Raw genomic sequence first — 21,755 nt, forward strand, 5'->3', positions numbered from 1 at the left:
GGAGCTGTGCCATTCCTTCCTTCACCTACGTCACGCAATGGCGCGCGACAGGAGCCAGAGGACATGCAGACCAAGCTGGACGAAGCAAAGGCCGAGCTGCTCGCACGGGCGGCCCGGGTAGCTGAGCACAGCCCGGCCGGGGGGCTACTTCCGACTGGGTCCGAGCAGGGAGAGCGTCCAGACCAGGACGCGGTGCTCTCCTACCTCCAGCGCTACTACCTGCACACGGCACCCGAGGACCTCACGGACCGGGACCCGGTCGACGTGTTCGGAGCCGCGCTCTCCCACTACCGGCTCGCCGAGAACCGGCCGCAGGGCACCGCGAACGTGCGCGTGCACACCCCCACGGTCGAGGAGAACGGCTGGACCTCCAGCCACTCCGTCGTCGAGGTGGTCACCGACGACATGCCCTTCCTCGTGGACTCCGTGACGAACGAGCTGTCCCGCCAGGGCCGCGGCATCCACGTCGTGATCCACCCGCAGGTCGTCGTCCGCCGTGACGTCACCGGCAAGCTGATCGAGATCCTCGGCCCCGACTGCGACGCCCACGGCCCCCGCACCTCGCGCCCCCACGACTCCCTCGTCGAGTCCTGGATCCACGTCGAGATCGACCGTGAGACCGACCGCGCCGACCTCAAGCAGATCAACGTCGACCTGCTGCGCGTCCTGTCCGACGTACGCGAGTCCGTCGAGGACTGGGAGAAGATGCGCGACGCCGCGCTGCGCATCGCCGAAGGCCTGCCCGAGGAGCCCACCGCCCCGGACCTGCGCGAGTACGAGCTCGAAGAGGCCCGTGAGCTGCTGCGCTGGCTCGCCGACGACCACTTCACCTTCCTCGGCTACCGCGAGTACAACCTCGTCGACGGCGACGCCCTCTCCGCCGTGCCCGGCACCGGCCTCGGCATCCTGCGCTCCGACCCGCACCACAGCGGCAAGGACGACGGCCACCCGGTCTCGCCGTCCTTCAACCGGCTGCCGGCCGACGCCCGCGCCAAGGCCCGCGAGCACCGCCTGCTGGTGCTGACCAAGGCCAACAGCCGCTCCACCGTGCACCGCCCCTCGTACCTCGACTACGTGGGCGTCAAGAAGTTCGACGCCGACGGCAACGTCGTCGGCGAGCGCCGCTTCCTCGGCCTGTTCTCCTCCGCCGCGTACACCGAGTCCGTGCGCCGGGTCCCGGTCGTCCGCCGCAAGGTCGCCGAGGTCCTGGACCGGGCCGGTTTCTCGCCGTCCAGCCACGACGGCCGCGACCTGACGCAGATCCTGGAGACCTACCCGCGCGACGAGCTGTTCCAGACCCCGGTCGACCAGCTGCAGTCCATCGTCACCTCCGTCCTGTACCTGCAGGAGCGCCGCCGGCTGCGGCTGTACCTGCGCCAGGACGAGTACGGCCGCTACTACTCGGCCCTCGTCTACCTGCCGCGCGACCGGTTCACCACCGGCGTCCGGCTGCGCCTGATGGACATCCTGCGGGAGGAGCTCGGCGGCATCAGCGTCGACTTCACCGCCTGGAACACCGAGTCGATCCTCTCCCGCATCCACTTCGTCATCCGCGTCCCGCAGGGCACCGAGCTGCCCGTGCTGACCGACGGCGACGTCGAGCGCATCGAGGGCCGCCTCGTCGAGGCCGCCCGCTCCTGGGCCGACGGCTTCCAGGAAGCGCTGATCGCCGAGTGCGGCGAGGAGCGCGCCGCGGAACTGCTGCGCCGCTACGGCACCTCCTTCGCCGAGGGCTACAAGGCCGACCACTCGCCGCGCGCGGCCGTCGCCGACCTGATCCACCTGGAGCGGCTCGCCGCCAGCGACCGGAAGTTCGCGCTCTCGCTGTACGAGCCGGTGGGCGCCGCCCCCGGCGAACGCCGGTTCAAGATCTTCCGCACCGGCGAGCAGGTCTCGCTCTCCGCGGTCCTGCCGGTGCTGCAGCGCCTCGGCGTCGAGGTCACCGACGAGCGCCCGTACGAGCTCCGCCGCTCCGACCGGGTCAGCGCGTGGATCTACGACTTCGGCCTGCGGATGCCGCTGCCCACCGGGAACGGCGACGCCACGGCGGCCAACTACCTCGGTGACGACGCCCGCGAGCGCTTCCAGGACGCCTTCGCCGCGGTCTGGCAGGGCGACGCGGAGAACGACAACTTCAACTCCCTGGTGCTGAGCGCCGGGCTCACCTGGCGGCAGGCCGTCGTCCTGCGCGCGTACGCCAAGTACCTGCGCCAGGCCGGCTCCACCTTCAGCCAGGACTACATGGAGGACACCCTCCGCAACAACGTCCACACCACCCGGCTGCTGGTCTCGCTCTTCGAGGCCCGGATGTCGCCCGTCCGCCAGGCCGCCGGCAGCGAGCTCGTCGACGCCATGCTGGAGGAGCTGGACGGGGCCCTGGACCAGGTCGCCTCGCTCGACGAGGACCGCATCCTGCGCGCCTTCCTCACCCTGATCAAGGCGACGCTGCGGACCAACTTCTTCCAGACCGGAAGCACCGGCGAGCAGCACTCCTACGTGTCGATGAAGTTCGACCCGCAGGCCATCCCGGACCTCCCCGCGCCCCGCCCGGCCTTCGAGATCTGGGTGTACTCCCCGCGCGTCGAGGGCGTCCACCTGCGCTTCGGCAAGGTCGCCCGAGGCGGCCTGCGCTGGTCCGACCGCCGCGAGGACTTCCGTACGGAGATCCTCGGCCTGGTCAAGGCGCAGATGGTCAAGAACACGGTCATCGTGCCGGTCGGCGCCAAGGGCGGCTTCGTCGCCAAGAACCTCCCCGACCCGTCGGTGGACCGCGACGCCTGGCTCGCCGAGGGCATCGCCTCGTACAAGATCTTCATCTCGGCGCTGCTCGACATCACCGACAACATGGTCGCCGGCGAGGTCGTGCCCCCGAAGGGCGTGGTCCGCCACGACGAGGACGACACCTACCTCGTCGTCGCCGCCGACAAGGGCACCGCGACCTTCTCCGACATCGCCAACGGCGTGGCGGAGTCCTACGGCTTCTGGCTCGGCGACGCCTTCGCCTCGGGCGGCTCGGCCGGCTACGACCACAAGGGCATGGGCATCACCGCCCGCGGCGCGTGGGAGTCCGTCAAGCGGCACTTCCGCGAGCTCGGCCACGACACCCAGACCCAGGACTTCACCGTCGTGGGCGTCGGCGACATGTCCGGTGACGTCTTCGGCAACGGCATGCTGCTCTCGGAGCACATCCGCCTGGTCGCCGCCTTCGACCACCGGCACATCTTCCTCGACCCGACCCCGGACGCGGCCACCTCGTACGCCGAGCGCCGGCGCCTGTTCGAGCTGCCGCGCTCCTCGTGGGCCGACTACGACAGCTCACTGCTCTCCGCGGGCGGCGGCATCCACCCGCGCAGCGCGAAGTCCATCCCGGTCAACGCGCACGTCCGCGAGGCCCTCGGCATCGAGGCGGGCGTCACCAAGATGACCCCCGCCGACCTGATGCAGGCCATCCTGCAGTCCCCCGTGGACCTGCTGTGGAACGGCGGCATCGGTACGTACGTCAAGGCGACGGCCGAGACCCACGCCGACGTCGGCGACAAGGCCAACGACTCGATCCGCGTCAACGGCTCCCACGTGCGGGCCAAGGTCATCGGCGAGGGCGGCAACCTGGGCCTGACCCAGCTCGGCCGCATCGAGTTCGCCCGGACCGGCGCCGGCGGCGAGGGCGGCAAGGTCAACACCGACGCCATCGACAACAGCGCGGGCGTGGACACCTCCGACCACGAGGTGAACATCAAGATCCTGCTCAACGCGGTCGTCGCGGACGGGGACATGACCGTCAAGCAGCGCAACAAGCTGCTCGCCCAGATGACCGACGAGGTGGGTCACCTCGTCCTGCGCAACAACTACGCGCAGAACACGGCGCTCGCCAACGGCGCGGCCCAGGCCCCGAGCCTGCTCCACGCCCAGCAGCGCTACATGCGCCGCCTGGAGAACGCCGGACTGCTGGACCGCGGGCTGGAGTTCCTGCCCACCGACCGGCAGATCCGCGAACTGCTGAGCGGCGGCAAGGGGCTGACCCAGCCGGAGCTGGCCGTGCTCTTCGCCTACACCAAGATCACGGTGGCGGACGAGCTCATCGCCACCGGGCTGCCGGACGACCCGTACCTGCGCCGCCTGCTCTTCGCGTACTTCCCGGCCGCCCTGGGCGAGAAGTTCACCGAGCAGATCGACGCGCACGCGCTGCGCCGGGAGATCATCACCACCATCCTGGTCAACGACACCGTCAACACCGGCGGTTCGACCTTCCTGCACCGCCTGCGCGAGGAGACCGGGGCCTCCACGGAGGAGATCGTCCGGGCGCAGCTCGCGGCCCGCGAGATCTTCGGCCTGGCCGAGGTGTGGGACGCGGTGGAGGCGCTCGACAACAAGGTCGCCGCCGACGTCCAGACCCGGGTGCGGCTGCACTCGCGGCGCCTGGTCGAGCGCGGTACCCGCTGGCTGCTGAACAACCGGCCGCAGCCCCTCCAGATCTCCGAGACCATCGCCTTCTTCGCGGAGCGGGTCGGTCAGGTCTGGGCGGAGCTGCCGAAGCTGGTGCGCGGCGCCGACCTGGAGTGGTACCAGTCGATCCTCGACGAGCTGACGGGCGAGGGCGTCCCGGAGGAGCTGGCCGCCAAGGTGGCCGGGTTCTCCTCGGCCTTCCCGACGCTCGACATCGTCGCGATCGCCGACCGCACGGGTGTCGGCTGCCTGGAGGTCGCCGAGGTCTACTACGACCTGGCCGACCGCCTGGACATCACCCAGCTGATGGACCGGATCATCGACCTGCCGCGGGCCGACCGCTGGCAGTCCATGGCCCGCGCGTCGATCCGCGAGGACCTGTTCGCGGCGCATGCGGCGCTGACCGCCGATGTGCTGTCGGTGGGCAACGGCACTTCGACTCCCGAGGAGCGCTTCAAGGCGTGGGAGGAGAAGAACGCGGCGATCATCGGGCGTGCGCGGACGACGCTGGACGAGATCCGGGGGTCGGACGACTTCGACCTGGCGAATCTGTCGGTGGCGATGCGGACGATGCGGTCGCTGCTGCGCGTGCACAGCTGATCGGGCGGCTTTGCCGAACGGGCCGGGCCCGGGACCTTCGTGGTCCCGGGCCCGGCCCGTTCCGGGTTCCGGTGTGCGCTGCCGGGTGCGGCGCCTCCCCCAGACTCCGTCCGGGGGGACCCCCAGGGGGCTCCGCCCCCGAGCCCCCGCGCCTCAAACGCCGGCGGGGCTGGAGGAGGTGGCGGCGGGGCTGGAGGTGGTGGCGGGGGTGGATTTGGTGGTTGTCGAGCCGGTGGCTGTGGTGGTGGCGGTCCACAGGTGGGCGGCTGCTTCGGGGTCGATGGCGTAGGCGCGGACGCCGCCGTTGTCCATGGGGTCGGTGGGGGCGGCGATGCGGGCGATGTCGCAGTCCTCCAGGTAGAGGCCGCCGCGGCCGTCGAGGAGCGGGGACGTGGCCGCCCAGAGGCCGGTGGCGGCGCCCTGGGAGGGGGTCTTGAAGCCGGCGCCGATCACGTTTCCGTGCTCGTCCACCCAGCCGCGGTCGATCTGTTCCCGGAGGGTCATCTCCCGCTGAAGGCCCGTGATGATCTTGCCCGGGTGCAGGGCGAACGCCCGGATGCAGTCGCCCCGTCCGAGCGCGTCGAGGTGCACGGCGAACAGGGCGTTGGCGGTCTTGGACTGGCCGTAGGCCAGCCACTTGTCGTAGCCGGTGCGGAAGTGCGGGTCGTGCGGGCGGATGTCGGTCAGGGCGTGCCCGGCGGAGCTGTTGACGACGACGCGCGCACCGTCGGCGGCGGCCAGCAGTGGGTAGAGCTCGCAGGCGAGCGTGAAGTGTCCGAAGTGGTTGGTGGCGAGCTGGCCCTCCCAACCGGGTCCGACGCGTCGCTCGGGGGTGGCCATGACCCCGGCGACGGCCATGAGCAGGTCGAGCCTGCCGACGGATCCGCTGATGCGTGCGGCTGCGGCGCGCACGCTGTCGAGGTCGGCCAGGTCCATGGGGACGACCGCGCAGCCGGCCAGGTCCGCGAGGGCGGCGCGGGCGATCCCGGGCCGGCGTGCCGGGACGATGACCCGGGCCCCGGCGGCGGCCAGGCCCCGCGTGGTTTCCAGCCCGAGCCCGGAGTAGCCCCCGGTCACGACGGCGGTGACGCCGGAGAGGTCGAGGCCCGCCATGACGTCCTCGGTGGTGCTGGTGGCGGAGAAGGGGGAGCCGAGCGGCTGCTGATCAGTGGTCATGGCGACGACGTTAGGATCTCGAGCGAGGTCTAGATCAAGTCCTAGGCTGGGCCGCATGGTGACTACCGAGACCCGCGCGGAGCCCCTTGGCATCGGCGAGGTGGCCGAGCGGACCGGACTCAGCGTGCACGCACTGCGTTTCTACGAGCGCGAGGGCCTGCTGGTCGGACCGGTCGGGCGCACCACGGGAGGCCGGAGGCGCTATGCCCCGGTCGATGTCGACTGGTTGCTGATCTGCGTCAAGCTGCGCGAATCCGGGATGCCGCTCGCCGACCTCAAGCGTTTCGCCGAGCTGGTGCGGCACGGTCCGGGCAACGAGGCCGAACGCCTGCGGCTCCTCGACGCGCACCGGCAGCGCGTCGAGGACCGGATCCGGGCGCTGGAGGAGTGCCGTTCGGTCATCGCCCGCAAGGTCGGCGTCTACGCCGATCACCTCGCCCGCGGGGAGGCCGGCGGGCTCTGGGACCCGACGTCCGGAACGGGACGGCCTAGCGGCGGGTGAAGGCTTCGTAGGCGTCGCAGACTTCCTTCGAGGGGCCGTCCATGCGGAGCACCCCGGCCTCCAGCCAGATCGCGCGGTCGCAGGTCTCGCGGACCGTGTTGATGCCGTGGCTGACGAGGAAGACCGTGCCGGCCTGTTCGCGGAGCTGCTCGATGCGGGCCTGGCTGCGCCGTTGGAAGGCGGCGTCGCCGGTGGCCAGGGCCTCGTCGATCATGAGTACGTCGTGGTCCTTGGCGGCGGCGATGGAGAACCGCAGGCGGGCGCCCATGCCGGAGGAGTACGTCCGCATGGGCAGGGAGATGAAGTCGCCCTTCTCGTTGATGCCGGAGAAGTCGACGATGCCCTGGTAGCGCTCGTGGATCTGCTGCCTGGACATGCCCATCGCGAGGCCGCCGAGCACGACGTTGCGCTCGCCCGTCAGGTCGTTCATCAGGGCGGCATTCACGCCCAGCAGGGACGGCTGGCCGTGCGAGTAGATCCGGCCGCGGGCCACCGGCTGGAGGCCGGCGATGGCGGCGAGCAGGGTGGACTTGCCCGAGCCGTTGGAGCCGATGAGGCCGATGGCCTCGCCCTTGTACGCGGTGAAGGTGACGCCCTTGACGGCGTGCACCTCGCGGACGCCGGGGGCCGGCTTGCGGGAGAAGATCCGGCTGAGGGCCGCGGTGGCGCCGCCCTTGCGGCCTCCGCTGCCGTGGACCTTGTAGATGACGTGGACCCCGTCCGCGATCACGGTGGGGGTCCGGACCAGGGTGTCAGCCACGGCCGTATTCCTCCTCTGCCTTCCAGAAGTAGACGAAGCCGCCGACGCCGGCGAGCAGGGCCCAGCCGATGGCGATCGGCCACACGTGGTGCGGGAGCGAATGCGCCTCGAAGCTGTCGATCAGCGCGAAGCGCATCAGGTCGATGTAGACGGCCGCCGGGTTGAGCTTGAGCATCGTCAGGACCCAGTGCGGCAGGTCGCCCGACTTGTGGATCTGGTCGATGGACCACATGACGCCCGAGGAGTACATCCAGGTGCGCAGGACGAAGGGCATCAGCTGGCTGACGTCCGGGCTCTTGCTGCCGATGCGCGCCATGACCATGGCGCAGCCGGCGGCGAAGACGGCCATCAGCAGCAGCGTGGGGACGGCCAGGAGCCAGGCGGGGCCGGGCGTCTGGCCGAAGGCGAGCAGCAGGACGACGAGGGCGCCCATGGTGACGAGCAGCTGCTGGAAGAGCTGGACGACGGTGGAGATGGGCAGGCTCGCGCGGGGGAAGTGCAGGGCGCGGACCAGGCCGAGGTTGCTGTGGACGGCGCGGGTGCCGGCGTTGATGGAGCTGCCGATGAAGTCCCAGACGAAGACGCCGGTGATCAGGAAGGGGAGGTAGTCCGGTACTCCGCTGCTCGCCTTCATCGCGAGGCCGAAGACGAAGTAGTAGACGGCCGCGTTGAGCAGCGGGGTCACCAGGTGCCAGACCTGGCCGAGTCTGGCCGTGCTGTACGTGGCCTGCATGCGGGCCGTGGCGTACGCGGCCACGAAGTGGCGGCGGTCCCAGAGCTCCGCGACGTAGCGGGGGAGCGAGGGGCGGGCGCCGCTGAGGGTGAGGCCGTGGGCGGCGGCCAGGTCGGAGAGTTCCGCGGAGGTCGCGGGACCGGTCTTGGATGCGGTCGCGGTGGTCACAGGGTTCGCTTTCGACGGGGTCGGGCGTCGGGTGGCGATGGGACGGGTCCGTATCGTCGCTACGGCGAGGTTAGGGCGTGCAGCGTCGGAACGCAACCGTATCGTCGTGACGGGGCGCGGCTATGCTCTGTGCATGACCAAGGACCCTGCCGCCTCCGCCACCGCCCCCGCCTCGGCCGCCGACCCCGCCGCCCCCGCCCGTCGGGCCCCCGCCGGCGCAGCCGTCCTGCGCGAGGACGTGACCGAGGCGATCCGCAGCGCGGTACTGGAGGAACTGGCCGCGGTCGGGTTCTCGCGGATGTCCATCGAGGGCATCGCGCGGCGGGCGGGCGTCGGCAAGACCGCGGTGTACCGGCGGTGGAAGTCGAAGCTGCACCTGGTCCTGGACCTGGTGGGGGCCTTCGCGACGGACGGCCTGCCGGTACCGGCGACGGGGTCGCTGTACGGGGACGTACGGGCGCTGCTGGAGGTCATGTCGCACGTGCTGCGGCACCCGGTGGCCTCCGCGGTGATCCCCGACCTCCTGGTCGAGGCGTCCCGCAACCCGGAGATCGCGGACGCGGTGCGCGGCGCGCTCCTGGACGGCCAGCACCGGATGGCTGAGGCCATCGTCTCCGGAGCCGTCGAGCGGGGCGAGCTGCCGGCGGGCATCGACGCGAGCCGGGCCCTGGACCTGGCGATCGGGCCGCTGTACTGGCGCCAGGTCGTCGTCCGCGACGCCGTGCCCGCGCAGTACCTGGACGACCTGGCCAGGTCGGTGGTGGCGGGCCTGACGGCCACGGCCTCCAAGCCCTGACGGCCACGGCCTCCGCGCCCTGACGCAGCCGGGCAGGGGCCGGGGGCCCGCCCGGCCCCCGCGCGGCAACACCGACGGGTGGGGCGGGCGGGCCGGAGGCTAGCGGGTGTAGAAGGCCACGCGGAAGCCCAGATCCACGTAGGCGTTCTGGGGCGGGTCGTACGAGCGGAACTGGATCATGCGGGCGCGCTCTTCGCGGGAGAACCAGGACCCCCCGCGGACGATGCGGTCGCCCTGGCCCTCCAGGGCCTCGCGGCCGGGCCGGGTGTCGTCATAGGGCCAGGCCAGCGAGCGCGTCCACTCCCACACGTTGCCGATCATGTCCTGGGGTCCGCCCTCCCTGGCCGCCCAGGGGAACAGCCCCACGGGCACGGAGCGCTGGGTCCAGCCCGCCGCCGTGCGGACGTGGGCCATGCCGTCCTGCCACTCGCCACCCCACGGATACGGGTCGGACGCCGGCCGGCCCTGGCAGGAGCACTCCCATTCGGCCTCGGTGGGAATGTCCGCGTAGCCGTGGTCGTCCAGCACGTTCCGCTCGCGCAGCCGCTTGGTCAGCCAGCGGCAGTACGCCAGCGCCTCCCACCAGTTGACTCCGACGACCGGCTGGGCGGGCTGGTTGTAGCGGGGATCCCACCAGTACAGCGGCACCCGCCGCAGCAGCAGCTGGTCCACGTACTCCTGGAGGGACTCCTCGTCGACGATGCCCTCCCGCATCTCCTTGCTCAGATGGATCCGCTGGGTGTCCGTCGACCCGGCACGCGGTCCGTCCGGGGCGTCGATGAAGGCGGGGTCGTGCCTGACCCACAGCCGGGCCGGTCCGTCCGGCCAGCAGTCCAGGTCCTGGTACCCGCCCGAGGCGACGAACTGCGCGTAGTCCCGGTTGGTGACGGGCAGCGTGGAGATCCGGAAGGAGCCGATGCTCTCGGTGCGCTGCGGGAACCAGTCGATGTGCCGGTACTTGTCGTCCTGGGAGTTGAGCGGGGCCGTGGAGCCGATGGGGTACTCGCCCGCGGGTATGACGCAGCTGTCGGCGAGGAACGAGCCCGCTCTCTCCTCCCACGTGGACGGATTGAGCTGCGCCTGCACGGCGGCCGCCCGGGCCCGGGTCTCCAGGCCCTGTCCGCGGTCCCCGCGGGCCGTGCCGACGGCCTCCGACACCGTACGCCGCAGCCGTCGTACGAGCCCGGACGGCTCGGCTTCCGGCCGGGCCGCCGCGAGTATCACCAGCAGCTCGCCGGTGAGCAGCCACAGCGGCAGTGCCTCGTCGCCGGCCTCCTCCGCGGCGCCCGCCAGCTCGGCCGCCGTGCCGGTGACGAGGCGGTGCCCCTCGGGCGTGGTCTGGGTGCTGGCCCAGTAGCGCAGCGGGGCGTGCCAGATGGGATGACGGCACAGCCCGACGATGGTCTCCGAGTCCCGGCGGGCCAGCGCGCAGCCGGCGAAGTAGTCCCGGAACAGATTCTCCCGGAAGGAGAGGTGGCTGGCCGTGTCGACGGCGAGTATCCCGTGGCCCTTCCGGAGGAACTGCACGTAGTCGAACATGGCCGGATACATGGTGTGGAACTCGAGGCCCTCGCCCAGCGCCCGCACGATCGGCTCCTGCACGGCCGCCGCCGAGATGGAGTTGGTTTCAGGGTGCACGGATCGCAACGAGGTGATGGAGAAGCCGACTTCCTCGATGATCCGCTGGATCTCCGTGTCGTAGTCGGGCCGCAGGAGGCACGGCTCCGAGCCGGCCGCCGCACGGGTGCGGGGCCGCTTGTGCAGGAACTCCTCCGAGGCCAGCCGGCAGAAGTGCCCGACGGACGTGGGGACCTCGCGGTTGCGTTCCGTGGAGACGACCAGGAGGTGCAGCAGGTACGGGACGCGCGCGGCCGAGGCGAGGGCGCTGTCGCCCCGGATCGCGGCGATGAGCCGCTCCGAGAGCTTTCCTTCGTGCGTGGTCATCAGGCGGTGAACCATTCGGTGATGTAGTTCTCGAGGTCGCGCTGCTTGGGCGGACGGAGGAAGTAGGCGCTGACGTCACGCGACCTCGCGCATTCGGCGGAGAACCAGCTCGAATCCGAGATGGCCACAAGAACGCGCAGATTCCGGAAGTGCACGTGGAGCTGCGCCAGGGTCTGCAGGACGGTGCGCGGCGACCAGTTGTCGGAACTCGCGTGGCCGTGCAGCGGGACGTCCTCCACGCCGTCCACGAACAGGAAGGCCCGGTCCAGCGAGCCCCGCAGCAGGGTGCGTGCGTTGTCGCCGTAGACGCCGATGTCCGAACGGGTGACGGCGGCGTCCGTGATGGCCTCGGCGGTCGCCGCGAAGTCCCTCCGGGCGGGCACGTCGAGCGCGTTGACCAGCAGCGGTACGGGCGCCCCCGCGTCGCCGTCCAGGGCCCGCGCGGCGAGCAGCGAGGCGTAGTGCGTACAGATCGAGGTGCGCCCGGAACACGGCGGGCCGATGAGCACCACGGAGCGGCCCGCGCCGTGCAGGACGATGCCGTCGAGGGGCAGGCCCGGCGTGTCCTCGTCGCCCGGCGGCGCGGTCCGGGCCAGGGCGTCGATCTCCCGTACCTCCCGGGGTATCCAGACCGCGTCCAGCGGGCGGTCGGGGAAGGCGACGGCGTCCGTGACCTCCTGGCTGGTCGCCGACAGGGCGTGCAGCGCGCCCAGGTAGTGGACCAGCTCCACGGGAAGCTCGCGCGGGGCCGGTGCCGGGGCCGGCACCGGGGCGGAGGCGGGAGCCGGGTCGGGCACCGCACCCGGTGCGGGCGCCGGCCCCGGATCCGCCGGGCCCGGCTGTTCCGGGACGCGGCCACCGCTCCCACGGCGCGACTCCGGGTTGATGCGCCGCGCCCTCGGTTCCTGCGAGCCGGAGTCTTCTTCAGGGGTCGTCATACCACCTCACCCGTCACGGGCCGGCCGGATGCCAGGACGCGGGCTCGGGGACGGCGGTGATGCCCCCGAGCTCCGACCGGCTCCAGAACCGTCCATCACTGTCTGTGAACACGAACTTCAGCGGGAGCGCCCCGCTCTGGTCTGGCTGGACGGCCAGGGGGACCTCGTAGTCCGTCCGGCCGGGGACGAGCGGCCCGAGCTCCTCGTGGCACAGGTGCACCGATCCGTCCGGGCTGTCCGCCCGCCACCGGAAGACCGGCAGGGAGGTGGAGTTCTCCACCTGCACCGCCCAGTACGGCTGGCCGTCGTCCGACAGGACCGTCATCCACGCGGCCGCGGCGCTGCGCTGCCTCCTGCGCTCCCGGTTCTCGGAGCGCAGGACGGTGCCGACAGCGGCCGTGACCGCACCGACCTGCCCCAACCCGCTGACCCAGTCGCCCCAGGTCCCGGCCGTGTCGTGGTCGAACTGCTCCCCGTACGGCTGCAGGCCCCACAGCGGGAGGGAGAGCAGCAGGACCACCGCGGCCAGGAGTCCCCAACGCATCGCCCCGCTACGCCATATGGCCTTCAGGTCTGTTGCCGCCACTCGGTACGCACCTCACTGGAATCGCCGCGGGTCCATCACACACAGGGCATCCGCCTGTCCGTCCGTCAGCTCGGCCCCGGACAGGATGGTCCGCACCAGCGCCGCCGTGATCGGTGCGAGGGTGATCCCCACTCCGAAGTGCCCGGTCGCCATCACGACCTTGCCGTCGGCGTCGGCGTTCCCCACCAGGGGGTAGCCGTCGGCCGTCCCCGGCCGGATCCCGGCCCAGGAGCCGGTCAGCCTCCAGTCCCGGGAAGACGGCACCACCATCCGCAGCGCGGCCAGGAGCCGTTCGGTCGCATGGTCCTCCGGTTCCTCGTCCCAGCGGCCCTGGTCGTACGTCACGCCGACCACCACCCGCCCGTCGTGGCGCGGAACCGCGTACGACGAGACGGTGGTGTCGTCGTCCATGGCGACCTTGCAGTACACGTGGTGGCGCAGCGGGTACCCCGTGCTGCCGGGCACCACCAGCTCGGCGGCCTGGCCCCGTACGGGGAACTGCCCGCCGGGCCGGGTGGGCACGAGCTCGGAGCTCCACGCCCCCGCGGCCACCACGCACCGGTCCCCGCGGACGACGTCACCGCTGTCCAGCAGCACCTCGACCCCCTGGGAGACCGGCGTCAGCCTGCGCACCCGGGCACTGGACACGACCTCGATCCGCGGGTCCCGTCGCATCACCTCGCGCAGGGCGGACATCAGGACCCGCGGTTCGAGGGCCCCCTCGCTCGGCAGCCGCACGGCCGAGAGCACGGCCGCGGACAGCAGCGGCTCGGCGTGCGCGGTGCTCCCCGCGTCGAGCTGCTCGACCTGGAAGCCCTGTTCCACCCACTGGGGGACCAGCTGCTCCTGGACGCGCTGCTCCTCCGACCGGTCCAGGGCCACCTGGAGGAGCCCGGAGTCCAGGAACGGCACCGCGATCCCGGATCCGGCCTCCAGCCCAGCGAGCCACTGCGGATACATCCGGCGGCTCGCCTCGGCGAACTGCCGCAGCGGGCCGCGGCAGAAATCGTCGCTCTGCGGCGTGATCCCGCCGATGGCGGCCCAGCTCGCCGCCAGCCCGGTGTCCGGCCGGGCGTCCAGGAGCACGACCTTGTCGAAGAGGTCGCCGACCGCTGCGGCGACCGCGCAGCCTATGACGCCCGCTCCGACGACGACGAGTGCGGAGCCCATGCTCAGCTGCTCCCGTTGACGATGTACGAGTCCTGCTCTCCCGTCACCACGTTGACGATGGACTGGATGCATTTGACGGCCATGGCGTCACGGGCGTCGTGGGTCAGCGAGCCGATGTGCCCGGTGATCAGCAGCTTCGAAGCGGGCAGTGCCAGCAGCTCCGCCGTCTCGGGGACGTCCGCGTCGTAGAAGCCGTCGAACGCCGCCGTGTGGATGCGCCCGTTCTGCAGGCCCTGGAGCAGCGCCGCGGGGCTGACCACGGAGGGCCGTGCCGTGTTGACGAGGGTGATCCCGCCGGCCGGCAGCAGGGCGACCTCGTCCGGGCCGATCATGCCGCGCGTCTCGGGGGTGTCCGGAACCATGACGACGAGGTTCTCGGCCCAGGACAGCAGGCTCGGCAGGTCCTTGTACGTGATGCCGAGGCGCTCCTCGACCTCGGGCTTGCGGGTCCGGGAGTAGTACGCCGTCTCCGTCGCCAGCCCCAGCGCGCCGATCTCGGCGATGCGGGTGCCGATCGCGCCGAGGCCGATGATGCCGAGCCGGTGCCCGGCGAGATCGTGCTGCTTCTCCTCCGCGCCGGAGCGCCCGGAGCGGTAGTCGTCGGCGTACGAGGGGATCTGCCGGCGCTGGGCGAGGAGCAGCCCGACGGTGAACTCGGCGACGCTGTTGGTGAGCGTCCCGGGGGTGTTGGTCACGGCGATGCCGAGTTCGGCCGCGGCGTCGGCGTCGACGAAGGACTGGTATCCCACGCCGAGGAAGCCGACGACCTTCAGCGACTTGGCCCGGGTGAGCGCCGGGCGGGAGGCGAACTCGTCCCCGCCCAGCAGATAGGCGGTGCACGACTCCAGCTCGGTGCCCAGTTCGTCCTCGCTGAGCAGGCCCGGGACGGCGTGCACGCGGAAACCGGACTCGGACAGGCGGTCCAGATGCTTCTGCGCCACGCTGCTGCCCGTTACGAGGATCTTTCCCAGATCGGCCACGCGATACCCCAAACGTCGGATGTGACTGATGGTCATGTGAAGAGATCGGCCAACCTGTCGTAATACCGCATCCGCGCGGTGACAGAGCTGCGGGCGGCCGCCAAGTAGTGGTCGGCCAGCGACGGATCGTGCGCGATCAGCTCGGATGCTATATGCGCGATGAGGGCGGAGTGTTCCGTATCCTCGTAGATGTTGGCGTTCAGGAAATCGCCGTGTTCGACTTCCGGGGCCGCGCTTTCGAAAGCGCTTTTGACAGCGCCGTATTCCGGGACCAGCATCTGCTCGTTCCCCACTCCGAGCGCGCCCAGCGCGCCGATCGGGGAGCTCATGGAGAAGGCCAGGTCACGCAGGAAGTCGTAGGTCGGTTGGGCCGGTTCGACGGAGTCGGGCGCGATGCCCATGCTGTGCGCCAGCTTGTGCAGCAGCCACGGGTGCGAGGCCCGTGCGATCCCGTCCTTCACGCCTCCGTGCTCCCCCTGCAACACCAGGTTGAAACGGGCCCGTTGGTGAACATTCACCAGTGCGCTCGACGTCAGGCCGAGCAGCTGTGCGAACACCCCGGTGACGAACAGCTCCTGCGTCACCCAGAACTCCAGGGCGGGCCGCGACCTCCCGGCCAGGGCGAAGAACGGATGCCGCTCGACCCCGCTCTCGGGGACCAGCCGGCTCGCCTCCTCGACCACCGGGTGCAGGGGAACGGCCTCGGTAGGCAGGAAGCGTGCACCGTACTTCCATTGAACGAAGTTCGATTCCACGAGTTGGCTGGCTAACTCCGCGTTCCAGGGTCCGGTCAACGCCATCGTGATACCTCTTCCGTGTTGGGACGCCCGACGGTCAACACACAAGCAAGGCGCTCCCATAGTGGCCCAGAAGAAGCAGATGTGAGGGCGGAATAATCGGAAACCGGCGGACGGATCGGCTACTTCCAGAGGCCCGGTGTGGTCAGCGGGGCCAGTGCGGGTTCCGGGGCGGTGGCCGGGGCCGCAGGGGTGGGGCGGCGGTCCTCCAGGGGGGTGATCGCGGGGATCGGGGCCGCCTGGCCCAGGAAGACCCGCCGGACCACCCGTTCCGCCGCGTGGCCGTCGTCGTACGAGCAGAACCGCGTGCGGAACGCCGCCCGCAGCTGCGCGGAGCGCGAGCCCTGCCAGTGGCCCGTGGTGAAGATGTCCACCAGCTCGTCCTGGGTCCGGGCGATCGCGCCCGGCGGGCACGACCGCAGGTCGAAGTAGGTGCCCCGGGCCGCCTCGTACGCCTCCCAGTCGTCCGCGTGGATCACGATCGGCCGGTCCAGCGCCGCGTAGTCGAACATCAGGGACGAGTAGTCCGTGACGAGCGCGTCCGAGGCGAGGCAGAGTTCCTCCACCGAGGGGTGGGAGGAGACGTCCAGCAGCCGCGGGTGCGGCTCCCACGGGCGGTCGGCGTTCGCGTACGTGAGGTGGGTGCGGGCGAGGATCGTGAAGCGCGGGCCCAGGTCGCGCAGGACCCGCTCGAAGTCCAGGTGTTCGGGCCGGCTGCGCCGGTAGTCGCGGTGGGTGGGCGCGTACAGGATCGCCGTCGAGCCCGCCGGGATGCCGAGGCGTTCGCGCAGTTCCAGCACGTCCGCACGGCTCGCCCGGTGGAAGACGTCGTTGCGCGGGTAGCCGTATTCGAGGGTCGTGTAGGAGGACGGGACCGCCTTCTCCCAGACCAGGGTGGAGTGCCGGTTCGCGGAGAGCAGGTAGTCCCACTGGTCGGCGCCGCGCAGCAGGCCCGCGAAGTCCGTCGTCGGGGTGGCCGCCGGGCGGTCCTGGAGGTCGAGGCCGACGCGCTTGAGCGGGGTGCCGTGCTGGGTCTGGACCAGGATCTGGCCCGGCCGCTTGACCAGGGCGCGGTCGAAGTTGACGTTCGTGACCAGGTACGCGGCCCGCGCCAGGGCGCTCCAGTACGCCGCCGAGCCCGGGCGCAGCGCCGTCGTCTGGCGGGGCAGGGTCGAGGCGTGCGCCGGGTCGCAGATCCACGCCGTCCGCATCCGCGGCGCCAGTTCCCTCAGTTTGGCCTCGATCGCCGCCGGGTTGCAGGCGTAGCCGCCGTGCCAGTACGCGGAGAAGACCGCCAGCTCCGGGCGCAGGGGGAGGAGGCGCTGGGTCCGGTAGTGCAGGCGCAGGGCCGTCTCGCGCAGGCCCCGCCCCAGGGCCGAGGCCGCGCGGCCCAGTGCCAGCCCGGCCGAGCGCAGCGCCGACAGCAGCCGGTAGGTGCGCCGGGTGCCCAGCCGCATCAGGGTGTGCCGGACCCGGTCGGTCCGCGACAGGGACAGCGGCAGCGCGGACCGGCCGCCCGGGGCCCGGTAGCGGCGCAGCAGGGCGGAGGCCCGGCTGAAGAACTCGGCCCGTCCGGCGCGCGGGAGGCGGCGCGGGTCGGCGTACAGGGCGCAGAAGTGCTCGGCCATCCGCCGGTGCACGGCGGAGCGCCAGCGCTCCAGCTCGGGGCGGCCGGCGAGGTAGCCGAAGACCCGGTCGTACTGGTCGAAGATGTCGAGGTGGCGGCGGCTGGTGGTGGTCAGGATCGAGCCGGTGCGCCGCTGGCGGTAGTGGACGCAGACCCGGTCCAGGACGGCGACGGACTCCGCGGCCAGCAGCGCCGGGTAGGTCCAGGGGGTGTCCTCGTAGAGGCCGGGAGGGAATTCGAGGCCCTCGCGCTCCACGTACTCGCGGCGGTACGCCTTGTTCCACACCACCATCAGCATGGCCAGCAGCGCCGGGCGGTCGGCGAGCCGGAAGCTGGCCGGGCCCTCCTCGGACAGCCGGTGCGCGAGGCGGTTGCGCACCAGCTCGCCCGACCAGAAGGTGCGCGCGTAGTCGTAGACCAGGACGTCGGGGGAGCCGGTGGCCTTCAGCCGGTCGGTGATGGCCTGCAGGGCGCCGGGGGCGAGGGTGTCGTCGCCGTCGAGGAAGATCAGGTAGTCGCCGGTGGCCCGGGCCAGGCCCGCGTTGCGGGCCGGACCCAGGCCCAGGTTGTGCGCCAGGTGCACGGCGGTGACCCGGGGGTCGCGGGCCGCGTACTCGTCGATGATCGACCCGCAGGCGTCGGGGGAGGCGTCGTCGACCGCGATCAGTTCCAGATCCGGGTACGACTGCGTCAGGACCGAGTCCAGACCCTCCTGGAGGTAGGCCTGGACCTTGTACGCGGGCACGATGACGCTGAACCGGGGCACGGCACATCCAGGGGTCGGCGCGGGCAATTGCTCCCCCAGCAACCCCGGCGTGGCGATCGGGTTACGCAGCGTGTGGCAATCGGGTTACGCAGCGTCAACGTCGCACGTCGGTCACTTGATCGCGCCGGCCATCACCCCCGTGACGAACTGCCGCTGGAAGGCGAAGAAGACGACGAGCGGGACCACCATCGACAGGAACGCGCCCGGCGCCAGCACGTCGATGTTGTTCCCGAACTGCCGTACCTGCTGCTGGAGCGCCACCGTCACCGGCGGGTTCGCCGAGTCCGCGAAGACCAGCGCCACGAGCATGTCGTTCCACACCCACAGGAACTGGAAGATGCCGAGCGAGGCGATCGCCGGTGCGCCGAGCGGCAGCACCACCCGGGCGAACAGCCGCAGTTCACCCGCCCCGTCGAGGCGGGCCGCCTCCAGGAGCTCGCGCGGGATCTGCGCGAAGAAGTTGCGCAGCAGGAACACGGCGAAGGGCAGTCCGAAGGCGGTGTGGAAGAGGACCACCCCCGCCGTGGTCTCGAACAGCCCGATGGAGCCGAAGAGTTCGGAGACCGGGATCAGCGCCACCTGTACGGGGACCACGAGCAGCCCGACGACGACCAGGAAGAGCCAGTCCCGGCCGGGGAACTCCAGCCAGGCGAAGGCGTATCCGGCGAACGCGCCCAGGGTCAGGACGAGCAGGGTGGCCGGCACGGCGATCGCGACCGTGTTCAGGAGGGACCCGGTGATGGTGTCGTTGGCCAGCAGCCGCTCGTAGTTGCCGGCGGTCAGCCGCGAGGGCGCCGTCAGCACCTGCCACCAGCCGCCCTTGTTGAGGTCGGTGGGGGAGACGAAGGAGGAGATGAGCAGCCCGAGGGTGGGCAGCAGCCAGAAGAGCGCGGCCAGCACCAGGAACACCCGGAGCGCCCCGCCCGCGGCCCGCGCGGCCAGCCGGCCCGCGGCCCGCCCGGCCCCTGCGGTGCTCCCGGCCCCTGCGGTGCTTCCGGTCCGTGCAGTGCTCCCGGTCCGTGCAGTGCTCCCGGTCCGTGCGGGCCTGGACGGACTCATCGGGATCCCTCCTTGCGGAGCCTGCGTATGTTCACGAGCATCACCGGGATCACCAGCACCAGCAGCAGCACGGCGATGGCACTGCCCAGACCCGGATCGGCGTCGGTGCCGAAAGAGGTCCGGTACAGCTGCAGCGCGAGCACGTTCGCGTCGTCCTGGACCGCGCCCGGCGCGATCACGAAGACCAGGTCGAAGATCTTCATGACGTTGATGACGAGGGTGACGAGCACGACCGCCAGGACCGGCGCCAGCAGCGGGACGGTGATCCGGCGGAACACCTGCCACTCGTTCGCCCCGTCCACCCGCGCCGCCTCCAGCAGCTCGCGCGGTACGGCGGCCAGCCCGGCCCCGATCAGCACCATCGCGAAACCGGCCCACATCCATACGTACGCCCCGATCACCGCCGGGGTGACCAGCGCCGGGCCGAGCCACTGCACCCCGGCGTACGCCTCCCGGAAGTTGGCGGCGGGCAGCCGCAGCCGCGCCCCGTCGGCCTTCGCGGACAGGGTGAAGGTGCCGTCGGCGCGGGCCGTGGCCGAGTCGACCACCCGGCCGTCCTTGACCGCCTCGATCCGCATCCCGGCGAAGGCCGACTCGGTCGGGTCGACCGCGTTCGTACGGCCGCCCCCGCCGCGGGTGAAGTCCTGCCAGGTCGTCCCGGTGACCTTCCCGGGCTCCGCATCCGCCGCCCTGGCCGTCCGCGTGCCCCCGGGCAGGGACTCCGGGGCCACGCCGACCAGCGGCAGCAGCACCGGGGTGCCGGCGCGGACGGGGTCGCGGGTCACGAAGGCGCCCCCGCCGGCGTCGGTGAGCGGCGAGTCCCGGCCCGGGCGGGCCTTGGGGAAGGCCGAGGACTCCGCGAAGGTGTCGTGGACCCCGACCCAGACCGCGTTGGCGACGCCCCGGTCGGGATCGTGGTCGTAGACGAGCCGGAAGATGATGCCCGCCGCCAGCATCGAGATCGCCATCGGCATGAACACCAGCAGCTTGAACGCGGTGCCCCAGCGCACCCGTTCGGTGAGCACCGCGAAGATCAGGCCCAGGGCGGTGGCCGTGGTCGGGGCGAGCACCACCCACAGCGCCGTGTTCTTCAGCGCGGTGCGGATGGTGTCGTCGCTCAGGATCTCCCGGTAGTTGTCCCCGCCGACGAACACCCCGCCCGAGCGGTCGAAGAAGCTGCGGTAGACCGAGTACCCGATCGGGTGCACGACCAGCGCGCCGAGCAGCACGAGGGCCGGCAGGAGGAACGCCGCCGCGACCAGCCGGCGGCGCCGGGCCTCCGCGGACAGCCCGCGGCCGGCCTTGACCGAGGCCTTCACGGGATCAGTTCCCGTAGGCCTTGGCCGCGTCCGCCTCCAGTTTCGCCTGCGTGCCCGCCACGTCCGACGGGTTCGCCAGGAAGTCCTGGAGCGCCTTCCACTCGCCCGCGCCCGGGGTCCCGCCGAAGGCCGCCGGGGCCTGGTCCGACATGTCGAAGCGGAAGTCGTCGCCCGCGGCGATCAGCGCCTTGGCGATGTTCCGCTGGATGTCGTTCGGATAGGCCGCCGGGTCCACCGCCTTGTTCGGGGAGACGAAACCGCCCTCCCGGGCCTGGATCTCCGCCGCGTCCGGCGAGGCCAGGAAGGTCAGCAGCGCCTGCGCCCCCTTCGACGGCTTCAGCGCGACCGCCACGTCACCGCCCGAGACCACCGGAGCCTTCGCACCCACCGCCGGGAAGGGGAAGACCAGGGCGTCCTCGCCCACCTTCGCCTCCGTCTGCGCGATGTTCACCGCCACGAAGTCGCCCTCGAAGACCATCGCCGCCGCCGGCCGGTCGCCTCCGGTGAAGGTCTGCGTCACCGACTTCGGGAACTCCGTCGACAGCGCCCCGCTCGTCCCGCCCGCCAGGAAGTCCTTGCGCCCGAACAGCTCGCCGAGCGTGGTCAGCGCCTGCTTGACGCTGTCGTCCGTCCACTTGATCTGGTGCTTCGCCAGCTGGTCGTACTTCTCCGGGCCCGCCTGGGAGAGATAGATGTTCTCGAACCAGTCGGTGAGGGTCCAGCCGTCCGCGCCCGCCACCGAGACGGCCGGCGTACCGGAGGCGGACAGTGTGTCCGCCGCCGTGATCAACTCCTTCCAGGTCGTCGGGGGCTTGACCCCGGCCGCCTCGAAGGCCTTCGCGTTGTACCAGATCAGCGACTTGTTGGCGGCCTTGTAGTACACGCCGTACTGGGTGCCGCCGACCGCGCCGAGCGACTTCCAGCCCGCCGAGTAGTTCTTGTCCAGCTGCGCCTGGGCCTCCGGTCCCACCGGCTGCGCCCACTTGTTCTGCACGGCCGACACCAGTGCTCCGACCTGCGGGAGCAGCGCGACGTCCGGCGGGGCGCCGCCCGCGATCTTCGTACCGAGGAAGGTGACGATCGGGTCCTGGGCCGGGACGAAGGTCACGGTGGCCCCCGTACGCTTCTCGAACTCCTTCAGGACCTTCGTGAAGTTCGCCTGTTCGGGGCCCGTCCAGACGGCGGCGACCTCCAGCTTCTCCCCGTCGAGCTTCGGTAACTCCACCTGGGGCCCGGTCGGTCCCGCGGCCTTCGGCGGGTCCGTCTTCCCGTCCGTGTCACCGCCGCACCCGCTGAGCGCGAGCGCGCCCGCCGCGGCGAGCGCCGTCCAGGTGAGTGTCGTACGGCTCGTTCCGTGCCTGCGCATGGTTCTGCCCCCGATGCCCGTGGTG

The 21,755-nt window shown here is 71.5% G+C and carries 16 protein-coding genes; 3 read left to right on the forward strand and 13 right to left on the reverse strand.

What is annotated here, in order from left to right; translation table 11 throughout:
• Positions 1-63 precede the first annotated feature (63 nt).
• Positions 64-5,043, forward strand: a complete 4,980-nt coding sequence (locus tag ACIPYQ_RS00105) for an NAD-glutamate dehydrogenase (RefSeq protein ID WP_401244778.1) — start codon at positions 64-66, stop codon at positions 5,041-5,043.
• Positions 5,044-5,196: 153 nt separating this feature from the next.
• Here ACIPYQ_RS00105 and ACIPYQ_RS00110 read toward each other — a convergent pair whose 3' ends face one another.
• A complete protein-coding gene (locus ACIPYQ_RS00110; RefSeq protein ID WP_401244780.1) occupies positions 5,197-6,219 on the reverse strand; it encodes an SDR family NAD(P)-dependent oxidoreductase in 1,023 nt (340 codons plus the stop codon).
• Positions 6,220-6,274: 55 nt separating this feature from the next.
• Here ACIPYQ_RS00110 and ACIPYQ_RS00115 point away from each other — a divergent pair, with 55 nt between their 5' ends.
• The gene (locus ACIPYQ_RS00115; protein WP_401244782.1) at positions 6,275-6,721 is read left to right on the forward strand and encodes a MerR family transcriptional regulator; all 447 of its coding nucleotides are present in this window, start codon (positions 6,275-6,277) and stop codon (positions 6,719-6,721) included.
• Here ACIPYQ_RS00115 and ACIPYQ_RS00120 read toward each other — a convergent pair.
• Complete coding sequence (locus tag ACIPYQ_RS00120; protein ID WP_361761845.1) at positions 6,708-7,481, reverse strand: ABC transporter ATP-binding protein; 774 nt, start codon at positions 7,479-7,481, stop codon at positions 6,708-6,710. The genes ACIPYQ_RS00115 and ACIPYQ_RS00120 overlap by 14 nt on opposite strands.
• Complete coding sequence (locus ACIPYQ_RS00125) at positions 7,474-8,382, reverse strand: ABC transporter permease (RefSeq protein WP_401244784.1); 909 nt, start codon at positions 8,380-8,382, stop codon at positions 7,474-7,476. Before ACIPYQ_RS00125 ends, ACIPYQ_RS00120 begins: the two co-directional genes overlap by 8 nt.
• 133 nt (positions 8,383-8,515) lie before the next feature.
• Between ACIPYQ_RS00125 and ACIPYQ_RS00130 the strand changes: the two genes are divergently transcribed.
• Positions 8,516-9,178, forward strand: coding sequence for a TetR/AcrR family transcriptional regulator (locus ACIPYQ_RS00130; RefSeq protein WP_401244786.1), 663 nt, complete (start codon positions 8,516-8,518; stop codon positions 9,176-9,178).
• A gap of 99 nt (positions 9,179-9,277) precedes the next feature.
• Here ACIPYQ_RS00130 and ACIPYQ_RS00135 read toward each other — a convergent pair whose 3' ends face one another.
• The 10 genes from ACIPYQ_RS00135 to ACIPYQ_RS00180 form a co-directional block, all read right to left on the reverse strand.
• Positions 9,278-11,122: a formylglycine-generating enzyme family protein gene (locus tag ACIPYQ_RS00135; protein ID WP_401244788.1), complete on the reverse strand. Its 1,845-nt coding sequence runs from the start codon at positions 11,120-11,122 to the stop codon at positions 9,278-9,280.
• Positions 11,122-12,060, reverse strand: a complete 939-nt coding sequence (locus tag ACIPYQ_RS00140; protein WP_401244790.1) for a hypothetical protein — start codon at positions 12,058-12,060, stop codon at positions 11,122-11,124. The genes ACIPYQ_RS00135 and ACIPYQ_RS00140 overlap by 1 nt, the downstream gene beginning before the upstream one ends.
• Positions 12,061-12,073: 13 nt before the next feature.
• The gene (locus ACIPYQ_RS00145; RefSeq protein ID WP_401244792.1) at positions 12,074-12,604 is read right to left on the reverse strand and encodes a hypothetical protein; all 531 of its coding nucleotides are present in this window, start codon (positions 12,602-12,604) and stop codon (positions 12,074-12,076) included.
• 54 nt (positions 12,605-12,658) lie between these two features.
• The gene (locus ACIPYQ_RS00150; RefSeq protein ID WP_401244794.1) at positions 12,659-13,816 is read right to left on the reverse strand and encodes an NAD(P)/FAD-dependent oxidoreductase; all 1,158 of its coding nucleotides are present in this window, start codon (positions 13,814-13,816) and stop codon (positions 12,659-12,661) included.
• A 2-nt stretch (positions 13,817-13,818) separates the two neighbouring features.
• A complete protein-coding gene (locus ACIPYQ_RS00155; RefSeq protein WP_361761824.1) occupies positions 13,819-14,796 on the reverse strand; it encodes a 2-hydroxyacid dehydrogenase in 978 nt (325 codons plus the stop codon).
• Positions 14,797-14,828: 32 nt separating this feature from the next.
• The gene (locus ACIPYQ_RS00160) at positions 14,829-15,596 is read right to left on the reverse strand and encodes an iron-containing redox enzyme family protein (RefSeq protein WP_401244796.1); all 768 of its coding nucleotides are present in this window, start codon (positions 15,594-15,596) and stop codon (positions 14,829-14,831) included.
• 119 nt (positions 15,597-15,715) lie between these two features.
• On the reverse strand, positions 15,716-17,986 hold the full coding sequence (locus tag ACIPYQ_RS00165; protein ID WP_401244798.1) for a CDP-glycerol glycerophosphotransferase family protein: 2,271 nt from the start codon (positions 17,984-17,986) through the stop codon (positions 15,716-15,718).
• A 111-nt stretch (positions 17,987-18,097) separates the two neighbouring features.
• Positions 18,098-19,045 carry a carbohydrate ABC transporter permease gene (locus ACIPYQ_RS00170; protein WP_401244800.1) on the reverse strand — a complete coding sequence of 316 codons (948 nt, stop codon included), beginning with the start codon at positions 19,043-19,045 and terminating at the stop codon, positions 18,098-18,100.
• Complete coding sequence (locus tag ACIPYQ_RS00175) at positions 19,042-20,334, reverse strand: carbohydrate ABC transporter permease (RefSeq protein ID WP_401246057.1); 1,293 nt, start codon at positions 20,332-20,334, stop codon at positions 19,042-19,044. Before ACIPYQ_RS00175 ends, ACIPYQ_RS00170 begins: the two co-directional genes overlap by 4 nt.
• A 34-nt stretch (positions 20,335-20,368) precedes the next feature.
• Positions 20,369-21,730, reverse strand: coding sequence for an ABC transporter substrate-binding protein (locus ACIPYQ_RS00180; protein ID WP_401244802.1), 1,362 nt, complete (start codon positions 21,728-21,730; stop codon positions 20,369-20,371).
• Positions 21,731-21,755 lie beyond the last annotated feature (25 nt).

Origin of the sequence: Streptomyces sp. NPDC090045, from assembly GCF_044747975.1 — a bacterium.
Classification (GTDB): domain Bacteria; phylum Actinomycetota; class Actinomycetes; order Streptomycetales; family Streptomycetaceae; genus Streptomyces.